This is a genomic window from Nocardiopsis quinghaiensis, assembly GCF_008638365.1.
Taxonomy (GTDB): Bacteria; Actinomycetota; Actinomycetes; order Streptosporangiales; family Streptosporangiaceae; genus Nocardiopsis; species Nocardiopsis quinghaiensis.
Genome location: NZ_VWVU01000003.1, coordinates 62,081 through 74,440, shown reverse-complemented (window position 1 = coordinate 74,440; position 12,360 = coordinate 62,081). Strand labels below are relative to the sequence as shown.

The window sequence follows — 12,360 nt, the reverse complement described above, 5'->3', positions numbered from 1 at the left end:
TCCGAAAAGGCCGGGGGCGTACCGGTCCCGGGATACGAAACGGCCCCGCCGAGCTGGTGCTCGACGGGGCCGGAAGAAGCCAGACCGGTGCGGCGGTCACCTCTCGGCGGATCGCACAACGCGGCTCCCGACCGCCCCGTGGGGCGCGGTATTCCGCGAAGGCTCTGTGTGGCGCCCGGGGACACTTACGACCGCACTGGCCTGTACCGCCTCCAACGAGCGGGTGGGGTCGGATATTCCGGGCGTCACACGAAACCGTGCTCCCGGTCTCCCCCACCCCTTCGACGGGGCGCACACGCGCACCTTGGCTCCCGGCCCCGGGGCCGACCGCGGTCTCAGGCCGGCGCGCCGGGCCGGAGGCCGTGGAGGATGTCGGCCGTCGCCTCAGGCCGGCAGACGTGGGGACAGTGCCCGGCGTCGACCTCCCTCGGTCGGACGCCCAGACGCCGCACGGCGGCCTGGCGCATCCAGTCGGGACGCAGCGTGCGGTCGGCGGTCGGCAGGACGAAGGTCGACTCGACTCCGGGCCGCTCGGGCACGGGACCGTGGCCGTACACCGCCGCGGGCGCGAACTCGCGCAGGGTCCCCAGCGCCCACTCCTGGGTCCGGTCCGGGCAGTCGTGGAACAGGAACCTGCGCGCGGCCCGGTGGTCGGCGACGGGATTGACGCCGATCCAGTCCGGGTCGAACAGGGCCGTGGGGTCGTCCTGGATCTCCTCGATCAGACTCCTGCCACCGACGAAGTCGGGGACGTAGGCGGCCAGCCACACCATGGCCGCCGCCCCGACGGCATCGGCGATCGCCGGGAGCAGCACGCCCGAGCCGGAGTGCGCCACGACGACCGGGTGACGCACCCGCCCGTCGACCTGGTCGGCCGCCGATCGCGTGTAGTCCCCGACCGTGAGCTCCGGTTCCTCGGTCGGCAGGTCCACCACCACGCTGTGGTGCGCGCGTCGCGCGAGGGACTCCCGAAGTGGGTCCCAGCCCTCGGGAGACTGTGCCGTGCCGTGCACCAGGACGAAGTCCATCACGTCCCACTTCCCTTCGAAACGCACGTCGTGTTGTCCCTCACCACGCACGCGGCCTCCCGGTCCGGACGAGTCGGCCGCGCGGTCTCCGCGCGACCGGGCCGGAACGGGAGGACGGACGGGCTCTCACAGTTCCCGGGCCAGCAGCGGGATCTGCCCGCCCGCCAGGACGGCCTCGACCTGGCGTTCGGAGAGGTCGTGCCGCAGCCGGTAGTCCTCGGCCTTGGTCTCGTTGTGCAGGGTCAGCTCCCGCGATCCGCGCAGGGTGGTGAATAGGTCCTCCATCACCAGCACGTCTCCGGCGTCGATCCGGTCGTAGTCGCCGGGATCGGCGAACACCAGGGCCAGGACGCCGAAGTTGGCCAGGTTCTGCCAGTGGATGCGCGCGAAGGACTTGGCCACCACCGCGCGCAGGCCCAGGTACCGGGGGGTGATGGCGGCGTGCTCGCGCGAGGACCCCTGCCCGTAGTTCTCCCCGCCGACGATGAGGTGACCGGTGTCGTCGGCGGTCTCCAGGGCACGCCGCGGATAGTCCCGGTCGATGCGGGTGAAGGTGAAGTCGGCGAGCTTGGGCACGTTGGACCGGTAGGGAAGCGCCGCCGCTCCCGCGGGCGAGATCTCGTCGGTGGAGACGTCGTCGGGGACCTTCAGCAGGACCGGGGCGCTGATCCGGTCCGGTAGCGGCGGGAAGTCCGGCAGGGCCGAGATGTTGGGACCCTTCACCAGCTCGGCGCGCTCCTCCCCTGGTTCGGGCGGCGGTGCGAGCATGCGGGTGTTGACGCTGTGCCGGTCGGGCAGGCGCAGGTCCGGGACGGTCATATCGAACTTCTCGGCCAGGTCGCGCGGGTCGGTGATGGCGCCGGTGAGCGCGGAGGCCGCCGCGGTCTCCGGCGAGCACAGCCACACGGCGTCCTCGGCCGTCCCCGAGCGCCCCGGGAAGTTCCGGGGAAAGGTGCGCAGGGAGTTCTGCCCGGAGGCGGGCGCCTGTCCCATACCGATGCAGCCCAGGCACCCGGACTGGTGGATGCGGGCGCCCGCCGTGATCAGGTCGGTGACCGCGCCCATGCGGGTGAGGTCGGTGAGGATCTGGCGCGAGGTCGGGTTCACGTCGAGGCTCACCGAGGCGTCGATCTGGCGTCCGCGCACCATGGCCGCGGCCACGGCGAAGTCGCGCAGCCCCGGGTTGGCCGACGAACCGATGACGACCTGGCCGACGTCGGTCCCGGCGACCTCGCGCACCGGGACGACGTTGCCGGGCGAGGAGGGCCGGGCGATCAGCGGCTCGATCTGCGACAGATCGATCTCCTCGGTCACGTCGTAGTGCGCGTCCTCGTCGGGGAGCAGTTCGGTGAAGTCCTCCTCGCGCCCCTCCTTGCGCAGGAACTCCCGGACGGCGCCGTCGGAGGGGAACACCGTGGTGGTGGCTCCGAGCTCCGCACCCATGTTCGCGATGACGTGCCGGTCCATCGCGCCGAGGGAGTCCAGGCCGGGACCGTGGTACTCGATGATGCGGTTCACCCCGCCCTTGACCCCGTGGCGGCGCAGCATCTCCAGGATGACGTCCTTGGCGGAGGTCCACGGCGGGAGCTCCCCGGTCAGCCGCACGCCCCAGACCTCGGGCATGCGGACGTAGAGCGGCCGGCCGGCGATGGCCGTGGCGGCCTCGAACCCGCCGACCCCGATCGCGAGCATCCCCAGTGATCCGGCCGCGCAGGTGTGGGAGTCCGAGCCCACCATCGTCTTTCCCGGTATCCCGAAGCGCTGCATGTGCGTGGGGTGGGAGACCCCGTTGCCGGGTTTGGAGTACCAGATACCGAAGCGGCGGCACGCCGACTCGAGGAAGACGTGGTCGTCGGCGTTCTTCTCGTCGGCCTGGAGGAGGTTGTGGTCCACGTACTGGACGCTGACCTCGGTGCGCGCCCGGTCCAGGCCGAGCGCCTCCAGTTCCTGCATGACCAGGGTGCCGGTGGCGTCCTGGGTGAGGGTCTGGTCGACCCTGATCCCGACCTCGGTCCCGGGTGTCATCTCCCCGGAGACCAGGTGGGAGGCGATGAGTTTGTGCGCGACGCTGTCGCCCATGGCGGCCCCCTTCCGCTCATCGGAAAATCGGTGCGCGCGGACACCTGGTCACCTTGATGCCCGCTGCGCCCCGTTCCATGTCGCCGGAAGACGGTGCGCTGCGCCATGCCAGGGGGCGGTGTGCCTCCCGGTTCCCGACGGCGCGTTCGGAAAGGGTTCTGCCCGAGGCAGGAAGGGCTGGTCCGGGGCGTCGTGCGACCGGTCCCCGGGCGGTCTCGGTCAGGTGGTGTCGCCGATCAGGCCTTGGACGAAGGACCGGTAGTCACGCAGGGTGAGTCGGAGCGATTCGGTGTCGGCGCCCTCGCCGTCGCTCCAGGCGGAGCGGAGCGCGGAACGGCGCTTCTCGATCGCGGAGACCACGGCGTCGGCGACCTCCGCCGCCAGCGCGTCCGCCTCGTGTACGGACTGCCGGGGATCGTCGACGAACCCACCCTGCGTCCTGCTCCAGCGCTGCCGCACCTCGTCCGGGTCCATCCCGCGCGGTCGGGGCAGCCACGGTTGTCCCGAGCGGTCCGCGGTGCTCCGCTGCCTGGACGCCCGTTTCGGCGCGGCCCTCTTCGCCGGGGCCCTGCCCCCACTCGTCCTGGCGGCACCGGTGTCCGTCCCGGTCCCGGCCGCCTCGGCCGTCCCGGCCACCTCCGCCGTCTCGGTCCCGGACCGCTCCGGTGCCTTCCTCCGGCTGGGCCCTGCCACGCGTTCGGTCATCTCCGTCTCCTCGCTTCCTCGCCCGTGCTCGTGGTGTCCGAACGGTCGTCGCGGGGACGGCGCCCCGGGGCGCCGTCCCCGCCGGGTGTCCCGGTCGTGCGCGCGCAGGGTCCACCGGACTCTGCGCGGTTCCGCTCCCCCGTGTCCAGTGGTGTCGCCGGAGTCGTTCACCGGCCTCCCTCCGGTTCCTTTTCCTCCCGTCGCGCCGCGGGCCGCAGTCCGCCCAGCAGGGCGTCCACCAGCCCGCGGTGGGACACCAGCACCTCGCGCAGGTGCTCGGTGTGTGACCGGTCCGGTTCGGCGGGGGGTTCGGCCTCCTGTGCGCGGCGCGCGTCGGCGACCGCGGCGGGGTGGTCCACCGACAGGTCCTTGAGCCGCTGCTCGAAGCCTTCGTCGGGCGAAGGCCCGGGGTAGCCCAGATCCGCCATGATCGTGCCCACCAGAGCGCGGGCGTCCAGAACGGCGCGGGCGGGGTCGTCCACGAAGACCTGCTGTATCGCGGCCCAGGTGTCGGCGTGCGCCTCGCGTTCCTGGACGGTGAGCTCGCGGAGTTCGGTGTCCTGGCGGCGGCGGAGCCGTGCGGACAGGTCGCGTTCGGCGGCCGACGTGTCGCCGTGGTCCTGCACGGTGTGGTGGTATTCGGTACCGAAGTGTTTCCTGAGACGAGTGGTGCGCCAGGTCGGAAGGAGAAGGGAACGTGCGGCGATCGCGATTCCTCCGGCGAGGGCGACTACCGCTAAGGCGACCAGGGCGAAGGTAATGGTTCCGGTCTCCATGGGGGTACCTCCTGTCCGCCTGTCCTTGCCCCCGAAGACCAGCCCAAAAACTCGTCAGCGTTTCAACTGGGGCGCTTGTGGCTGGAATGACAGAAGGGACCAAACATAGTGACCAATTCTGAATTCTTGTAGGTGCCCGGCCCGTATTGACCGCTGGCCCTAATCCGATAGCGGCTCAACCTGTACCGGGGCCCGTGGGGTCCGGGGACCACCGCCCACCGTGGGGCCCCTCACCGCGCGCGGCCACCTGTGCCGTCCGCGCGGTCAGGGCCGCGGACACCACGGACGGCTCCACCGGTTCGGGACCGCGCTCTGGCCAGGGCGGGTGGTCACGTCCCCGCCAGGAGAGCGTCCGTCTCCTCTGCGGTGGGGCAGGTGGCCGGGCCACGACGGGTGACGGCCAGGGCGCAGGCCGCGTTGGCCCGGCGGGCGGCCTCCAGCGGGGTCAGGCCGTTGGCCACGGCGGCGGTGAACACGCCCACGTGCGCGTCGCCCGCTCCGTTGGTGTCCACGGCGCGTACGGGGAACCCGCAGACCCGTTGGGGCACGCCCCCGGGCTCGGCCACCACGCAGCCGTTCGCGGAGTCGCGCACGACCACCACACCACCGGTGTGAACCCGCTGGACGAGGAGCGAGGCGGCCTCCTCGGGATCGGTGCACCCGGTCATGGTCGCCGCCTCGGCGGCGCTGAGGCTGAGCAGGTCGACACGGGACAGGGCCCGGTCCAGGGTCTGTCCGGGAAGGTCGCCCACGACCGGTGCCGGGTCCAGGACCAGGCGCACCCCTTCCGGAAGGCCACCGATCCAGGTGAGGAGTTCGTCGGCGCGCGGTCCGGGGAGCAGGGAGTACCCCACGGTGTAGACGAAGTCCCCCGGCCTGGGCCCCAGTGTGCGCAGCTCGGCCAGGGACAGGCCCATCTCGGCGCCCAGGCGGGTGATGAAGGTCCGTTCGGCGTCGCCGTCGACCAGTGCCACGCAAAAGCCGGTGTCCGCGTCGGGGTCGGGGGCGTGTGCCACCGGCACCCCCTCGGAACGCAGCGCGGCACGGGCCAGGTCTCCGTTCGGCCCGCTTCCGTGCGCCCCCGCGTAGACCACCTCCATCCCCGCGCGCGCAGCGGCGGCGATGACGTTGAAACCGCCACCGGCCAGGGTGTGCGCGGAGGACGCGAACGCACCTTCGCCGGCCTCGGGCAGGGCGTCGACCGCCATCACGATGTCGATGATCACCGGTCCCACATGGAGGAGGCGTCCGGTCATGGCAGGGTGCTCCTTTCGCCTGTACCGACCGTGCGATCATCCCGTGTCCGTCTGAGGCGGACGCCATCGGGTGGGTCATGGCCGAGGGGGGCCGGGCGCATGGGCTCACGGGACTCGTCGGTGCCGGGGCGTGGCCGCGGAGGGGCCCTGAGTGTTCACGGCTGGTGTGGGGCGCTGGTGGGCGGACACGGGATCCGACCCGTGGACCGGGTCCTCCAGGAGCACGCGCGGGCACCATGCTCCGCGAGGTGCGCGCCGTCCCCCCGCAGACGACCCCCGGGGTTTGGCCGCGACTCCTGGGAGCCACCTCCCAAGCACCGTTCACGCTGTTCGTGCCGCCGCTGCCCCGTCTGCCTCCTCCCCCGACGGGTCGGAGCTCCGGTCCGAGGCCGCCGCCAGCCAGGGGACCGCCGCACCCGGCGGGTTCGGCCGGTCGGACCGCGGTTGCGACCGGCCGGCGGGAGGGCGGATCAGGAGGTGCGGTCGCGCAGCTCGCGCTTGAGGATCTTGCCCGAGGCGTTGCGCGGCAGCTCGGCCACCACCCGCACCTCCTTGGGCGCCTTGAACGGCGCGAGACGGGCGCGCACGTGCTTCACCAGGTCGTCGGGCAGGGTCTCGGGATCGGCCTCGCCGGTGGGCACGACGAACGCGGTCACCGCCTCGATCCACTTCTCGTCGGGTGCGCCGACCACCGCGGCCTCGGCCACCCCGGAGTGGGTGTACAGGGCGTCCTCCACCTCGCGGGAGGCCACCAGGACGCCTCCGGTGTTGATGACGTCCTTGATCCGGTCGACCACCTCGATGTAGCCCTCGGCATCGCTCCGCACCAGGTCGCCGGAGTGGAACCAGCCGTCCCGGAAGGCCTCCTCGGTCTCCTGCGGCTTGTCCCAGTAGCCCTGGCACAGCTGCGGTGACCGGTAGACCACTTCACCCGGCTCGCCGGGCTCGACGTCCTAGCCCTCGTCGTCCACCACCCGCAGTTCCACGAACAGGGCGGCCCGGCCCGCGGAGGCGGGGCGCGCCGCGTGCTCCTCCGGGCGCAGGACGGTGGCCAGCGGACCGATCTCGCTCTGACCGAAGCAGTTGTAGAAGCCCAGTTCGGGAAGGGCGGAGCGCAGCTTGTCCAGGACGGGTCCGGGCATGGTCGAGGCGCCGTAGTAGGCCTTGCGCAGACTCGACAGGTCGCGGCGGGCGAAGTCGGTGTGTCCCGCCATCGCCACCCCCAGGGTGGGCGCGGCGAAGAACGCCCCGTGCCGACCGGTCTCGATCCGGCCCAGCAGGTCGGCGGGGTCGGGTGTCTCCACGAGGGCGTTGCGGGCCCCGACCGCCAGCCACGGCATGAGGAAGACGTGCATCTGCGCGCTGTGGTAGAGCGGCATGGCGTGCAGCGGCTCGTCGTCGGCGGACAGGTCCAGGCCCACCACGCAGGACAGGTACTCGTGCACGAGCGCGCGGTGGGTCATCATCGCGCCCTTGGGGCGGGAGGTGGTGCCGGAGGTGTACAGCAGCTGCACCAGGTCGGTGTCGGAGACCTCCACATCCAGCTCGGGCACCGGGCCCTGAAGACTGTCGGCGAGCAGTGAGCCGGGCCCCTCCCGCAGCTCCAGGACCTGTTCCACCCCGGTCTCGGTGCGCAGGGCGTCCACGGCCGAGCGCAGGGCCGGGTCGGCCAGGACGATGGCGCTGCCGGACTGTCCCAGCAGGTAGGACAGCTCCTCTCCCTGGAGGGCGAAGTTGACGGGCACGTGGATCAGGCCCGCGCGGGCACAGGCCAGGAACCCGATGAGGTAGGCGTCGGAGTTCTTCCCGTAGGCCGCCACCCGGTCGCCCTGGGCGGCGCCGAGGCCGAGCAGCCGGGCGGCGGCACGGGTGACCGCCGCGTCCAGCTCGGCGTAGGTCCAGGTGCGGTCGCCGAAGACCAGGGCGGTGCGCCCGGGGACACGCGCCGCGCTGCGCCGGAGGAGGTCGTCGACGGTGCTGGATGTCGTTGAACTGTTCATGGCCCTGCTTCCCGTCCGTCTCACGATCCCCGTGGGGCCGTTGGCACGGCCCCATCCTGTTGTGGGCGTGCCGCGCTGGCAACACCCGGCGGGCCTCCACACCCCCTGGTTCCCGGGTCGACCCGGGAGTGATCCCGCCTTGCCACCAGGCATCCCGTGGTCATACGTTTTGCGGTTACGTATCTCGCACTCAAACCGGCGTCCATAGTCACTCATGCTCTGACCTGGGTGTTCCGGCAGCGAGAAGATGATCGATGTCAGCTCGTACTCACTTCTGAAATCGGACTGGCACGAGACTGGCACGGGAAGTCCGCACCGCACCCTCGAGCATGCGCACCAACGCCCCCCAGGTCGGGTTTGTACCAAGCAAGCATGACCTACAGCACAACAAATCATTACTTACGAGTTGGTGCGTGATAGCGGGTGAAGGTCTCGCCGGAGGACCGTGGCATGCTCTGGTCGTGACGATCAAGGTCAACCGTGCGGTCCTGGCCCATCCCTGGCTCACCGGCATCTCGCGGCACCACTTGTCCGTGCTCATTGAGGAGCTGGCCCGCCCTTGGGAAACGGCCATCGAAGATCGCCGGCACCGGGTCCGGGGCGGGGCGAGGAAACGGGCCGCCGGGGCGGGCGCCCGGCACCGCCTGGTCTTCGTCGACCGCCTGGTGGCCACCTTGATCCACCTGCGCCACGACCTGCCGCACGCGGTCCTGGGCCTGCTGTTCGATGTGGATCGCTCCACCGTCACACGGGCCGTGGGCCAGATCCGCGCTTTGCTGGCCGAACGGGGGTGCGCGGTCCCCGACCGCCCGGAGGTGCGTTTGCGCACCTTGGAGGACGCCTTTCGCCTACGCTCAGGCCGAAGGCGTCGAACTGAGGTTGGACGCCACCGAGGTCCAGGTGCGCAGGCCCCGCGCGAGCCGAGGTGGCCGACGGGCGTTCGTGTCGGGCAAGAAGAAACAGAACACCATGAAGGCCACCATCGTCGCCGATCACCGCGGGCGCATGTTGTGGACCGACTCCCTGCGGCCCGGGAGGATGCACGATGCCACCGCGGTCCGCACCGAGGGAATCGATTCCTGCTTCCGGTATTTCCCAGAGGTGGAGGTGCTGCTGGACGACGGCTACCTCGGCCTGCGCCGTGATCACCCCGGCCGAGCCATCACTCCACCCCGTAAGCCGAACAAGAGTGCTCTGCCCGATGCCCATGAACAGTGGCAACGCCATCGTCATGCGCATTCCTCTGATCGGATCACTGAGCATCGCCGAACGCATCAAGGCCTCGGTCCTGGTCGGCCTGGGCGACAAGGGGTACGTGGGGCTGTCGGAGGCGGTGTTCTGCCCGTTCAAGGGCCGTGGCAAGCCGCAGTGGAAGAAGGACGCCAACTCCGAGCACGCCAAGCTCCGCAGCCCCGGAGAGCGAGCCATCGCCCAACTCAAGAACTGGGACGTCCTGCGCCGGCTGCGGTGCTGCCCGCACCGGGCTGGAGAGGTCACCCGAGCCGTGCTCGTCCTCCAACTCCGAGAAGCAGGATGAAAAGAGCTCACTGTCGGGTCGGTATGTAGGCCGACAATAGCGCGGCCTACTTATCTCAAAACGCCAACGCAGCTCCGGGCGGCTTGCTGGAATTGAATCAGGTCCGGCGAGCCGCCCCTCACTCTTTTTTCGAAGGGAAATCCCTTCCTTGCCGGGTTTCTGCTGTTTCGAAGTCGCGGAGATCACCTCATCGCACCCGGCGCGGAACAGTTACGCGGAGACCTCCTTTTGCACGTGCACGTCGAAGGCGGTGTCGCATGCGTCGCGCACGTCGTTGTTGTGCGTGGCGATGACCACGGCGCAGCCTTCCCGGCTCATCTGGCGCAGGACGTCCACGACCATGGCGCCGTTGCCGCTGTCCAGGGCCCCGGTCGGTTCATCGGCCAGTACCAGTGCGGGCTGTTTGACCATCAGGCGGGCCAGGGCCACACGCTGCTGCTCACCACCGGACAGATAGTGCACCTTGTCCTTGTCTCGGCCGATCAGCCCGACCCGCTCCAGGGCTTGTGAGTAGTTGGCTTGAGTGCCGCGTCGTCGGGCGACATCGAGGTTGGCCTTGACGGTGGCGTTCTCGATCAGGGCGTAGTTCTGGAACAGGTAGCCGAGCTTGTCGCGGCGGAAGCGACGTTGACGGCCCACACCCAGGCGGGTGACGTCTGTGCCTTCGAACAGGATCTGGCCGCCGCTGGGTTTTTCCAGCAAGCCCATGCAATTGAGCAGGGTGGTCTTGCCCGATCCGCTGGCGCCGACCAGGGCGAGCATCCGTCCGGCTTCGACGGTCAGGCCCAGCTCTTCCCACAGGACGCGCGACCCGAAAGACTTGGACAGGTTCTTCACGGTGAGCATGGTGTTCCTTGGGTGGTCAGGCCTGGGAGGCACCTTCACGGACGATACGACCGTGGAAGTAGACGAGAGTGGCGAAGATGAGAGTGAATCCGGCGACGGCGATGCCCGCAGCGTAGAGGGGTTCAACCCCCGTGGTGTTCAGTGCCTCGCGCGACCAGGTCATGGGGGCGTTCAGTGCGGCGCGCATACGCAGTGTGTCCCAGGTGATCCATCCGGTGAAGGCGAGGGCGAGCAAACCCTCGAAGGCGAGAAGCCTGCGGTGGGTGGCGATGAACGTCCACCCACTGATGTGGCGAGCGAAGATGGTCTGGGCGCTGGTACGCACGTACACGAGGCCAGCGGCGATGGCGGTCATCGCCAGGACCGCGATCAAGGCGATGAGGTTGACGGCACGGACCCGCAGTTCGGATAGGATCTCGCCGTATTCGTCAGCGGCGATGAGGGCCACCGGCTGGAGGCCGTTGACGTAGGTTGCGAGCGGGCCCTCGGCGATGGCGCTCTCCGCCTCGGACGGGTCCGTGAACAGGAGTCCGCCCCTCGACGCCTGGCTGGCGTATTGGGGAGCGCTCAGCGAACCGTTGGGCACTGCGACGACCACGGGGTCCGTAACCGTGGTCAGGCTCTGCAGCGTGACCTGGCTGGTAGTCCCATAGGTGAACATCTCCTGAGGGCCGGCGAGGGGAAGTGCTTCGACCTCGGTGGGCGCTTCGGTCTGAAACTCTGCCCAGCTCTGCGTGCCCTCGACCAGCGAGGCCTCGTGTTCGGCGAGCGAGTCGGGAATGAGGACGCGGATCGTGTCACTGGCGCCGTAAGGTTCACCGTCGGGGGCCAGGGCCTCATTGTGCTCCAGGTAGGTGTCATTGACCAGTAGGACGTCGAAGTCGAGATAGGGCGAACCAGTGGGAAGGAAGTCTGAAGGGTATGTCTGTTCGACGAGGATCGTGCGCCCGTCAGCATCCGACTGACGCAGCCAAGGGCCGATGACGTTGTCCATGGCCTCGGTCATCTCCTCACCTTGAACGCTGCCGAGGAGCCTGATCCTGGAGGTTTCGCCTGCCTGGGCGAAACGCTCGAATCCGCCACGGTAGTCGTTGGCCTCAGCAATGGAAGTGCCCAGTGCGCTGACCGCACCGAGGACCAGAACCAGCGCGCTGGTGCGAACAAGGTAGACGGCTGTCAGGGTTGACCGGGCGGGGAGTTTGCCCTTGAGGGCGCTGAGCAGACTGGACAGGTGCAGCAGGCCCAAAGCAAGGGCGTGCGAGGCCAGGGCGACGGCGGTCAAACCGGCGATCAGGTAACCGACAATGATGGCGAAGAGGGGTAGTTGGGCCAGCCCGTTGTAGAAGCCGAGAAAGACGAGCGTGGCTGCGGTGGTCACCACACCGGCAAGAGCCCAAACCCGCACCGCGTGGACTAGATCACGGATCAGGATGCGCGTGTAGGAGTGGCCGTTGAGCCGTAGGACGCCGTAGGACCTGGCGCCCAGTAGGACGCCTGCGCCGACCAGGATGGCGATGCACAGTGCTGCGGTGATGACTGCGGCCATGAGGTCATCGGCCAGCAGATAGTCCTCCCAGTGCATTAGCTCATCGAACGTGCTCACCTGGCCGGTGAGTCCGACGTCGGCGAGTGCGTCCTGGAGAAACCGGACGTCGCCTCCGTCCCCGTAGACGAGGTAATAGCCACGCGGGTCGGCGACGGTCAACTCGGAGAAGGAGTGCACCTGCGTCTGCATGGCACGGCCGAAGTCGGGGTAGCCGTCTTCCAGCCATGCGCCACCGGGGCTTCCGGCGTCCCCTGCGGCGATGTAGAAATGGCGCAGGTTCCCTGGATTGTTCAGGTCTGAGAGATCGAGGACGACCGTGAACCCCTCAGCTTGAGCTACCTCGTCAATGGCTTCGGTGATATCCTCGACCGTAGAGGTTTTGTCGTTCTCCTTAATCCACAACAGATCGGGATCTCCGGGCGTGAGTTCCTGGGCCGAGGAACTGAGGGTCAGAAAGGCCAGTATGACGGACAACAGGGCAGGAACGGCGTAGCCGACAATGACGTTGCGGTGGACCATGATTCTCTTCAGCTTGGAAATTCGGCGGTCCGCCGACAGGATCCCTGTCGGCGGACCGTGGCATGAGA

Annotated in this window: 8 protein-coding genes and 3 pseudogenes; 3 read left to right on the top strand and 8 right to left on the bottom strand. The window is 69.3% G+C overall.

Translation table 11 applies throughout. From position 1 onward, the window contains the following. Positions 1-335: 335 nt before the first annotated feature. The 6 genes and pseudogenes from FYX01_RS09115 to FYX01_RS09090 form a co-directional block, all read right to left on the bottom strand. Entirely contained in the window at positions 336-1,055 is a 720-nt protein-coding gene (locus FYX01_RS09115; protein ID WP_223830363.1) for an alpha/beta fold hydrolase, read from the bottom strand. 99 nt (positions 1,056-1,154) lie between these two features. Then, a complete protein-coding gene (locus FYX01_RS09110; protein WP_150239555.1) occupies positions 1,155-3,107 on the bottom strand; it encodes an aconitate hydratase in 1,953 nt (650 codons plus the stop codon). A 219-nt stretch (positions 3,108-3,326) separates the two neighbouring features. Continuing rightward, positions 3,327-3,812 (bottom strand): hypothetical protein, encoded by a 486-nt coding sequence (locus FYX01_RS09105; protein WP_223830362.1) that lies wholly within the window; start codon positions 3,810-3,812, stop codon positions 3,327-3,329. Positions 3,813-3,979: 167 nt separating this feature from the next. Beyond that, positions 3,980-4,588, bottom strand: coding sequence for a hypothetical protein (locus FYX01_RS09100; RefSeq protein WP_150239551.1), 609 nt, complete (start codon positions 4,586-4,588; stop codon positions 3,980-3,982). A gap of 329 nt (positions 4,589-4,917) precedes the next feature. Further along, a complete protein-coding gene (locus FYX01_RS09095; RefSeq protein ID WP_150239549.1) occupies positions 4,918-5,844 on the bottom strand; it encodes a PfkB family carbohydrate kinase in 927 nt (308 codons plus the stop codon). A 470-nt stretch (positions 5,845-6,314) separates the two neighbouring features. Beyond that, a pseudogene (locus tag FYX01_RS09090) lies at positions 6,315-7,844 on the bottom strand (acyl-CoA synthetase). Between the two features lie 329 nt (positions 7,845-8,173). Here FYX01_RS09090 and FYX01_RS27225 point away from each other — a divergent pair. The 3 genes and pseudogenes from FYX01_RS27225 to FYX01_RS09080 form a co-directional block, all read left to right on the top strand. Continuing rightward, a pseudogene (locus FYX01_RS27225) lies at positions 8,174-8,626 on the top strand (helix-turn-helix domain-containing protein); the annotation flags it as partial. After that, a pseudogene (locus FYX01_RS27220) lies at positions 8,571-9,038 on the top strand (transposase family protein); the annotation flags it as partial. The pseudogenes FYX01_RS27225 and FYX01_RS27220, both read left to right, overlap by 56 nt. Positions 9,039-9,045: 7 nt before the next feature. Beyond that, positions 9,046-9,381 (top strand): transposase family protein, encoded by a 336-nt coding sequence (locus FYX01_RS09080; protein WP_394350445.1) that lies wholly within the window; start codon positions 9,046-9,048, stop codon positions 9,379-9,381. A gap of 210 nt (positions 9,382-9,591) precedes the next feature. Here FYX01_RS09080 and FYX01_RS09075 read toward each other — a convergent pair whose 3' ends face one another. Continuing rightward, the gene (locus FYX01_RS09075; protein WP_150239546.1) at positions 9,592-10,227 is read right to left on the bottom strand and encodes an ATP-binding cassette domain-containing protein; all 636 of its coding nucleotides are present in this window, start codon (positions 10,225-10,227) and stop codon (positions 9,592-9,594) included. Between the two features lie 16 nt (positions 10,228-10,243). Further along, entirely contained in the window at positions 10,244-12,292 is a 2,049-nt protein-coding gene (locus FYX01_RS09070; protein ID WP_150239544.1) for a bacteriocin-associated integral membrane family protein, read from the bottom strand. Between the last annotated feature and the right edge of the window lie 68 nt (positions 12,293-12,360).

Bases quoted from the DNA above. Each gene is read 5' to 3' on its own strand.
- FYX01_RS09075 (WP_150239546.1), bottom strand. From the start codon at position 10,227: ATGCTCACCGTGAAGAACCTGTCCAAGTCTTTCGGGTCGCGCGTCCTG.
- FYX01_RS09080 (WP_394350445.1), top strand. From the start codon at position 9,046: ATGCCCATGAACAGTGGCAACGCCATCGTCATGCGCATTCCTCTGATC.
- FYX01_RS09100 (WP_150239551.1), bottom strand. From the start codon at position 4,588: ATGGAGACCGGAACCATTACCTTCGCCCTGGTCGCCTTAGCGGTAGTC.
- FYX01_RS09070 (WP_150239544.1), bottom strand. From the start codon at position 12,292: ATGGTCCACCGCAACGTCATTGTCGGCTACGCCGTTCCTGCCCTGTTG.
- FYX01_RS09095 (WP_150239549.1), bottom strand. From the start codon at position 5,844: ATGACCGGACGCCTCCTCCATGTGGGACCGGTGATCATCGACATCGTG.
- FYX01_RS09110 (WP_150239555.1), bottom strand. From the start codon at position 3,107: ATGGGCGACAGCGTCGCGCACAAACTCATCGCCTCCCACCTGGTCTCC.
- FYX01_RS09105 (WP_223830362.1), bottom strand. From the start codon at position 3,812: ATGACCGAACGCGTGGCAGGGCCCAGCCGGAGGAAGGCACCGGAGCGG.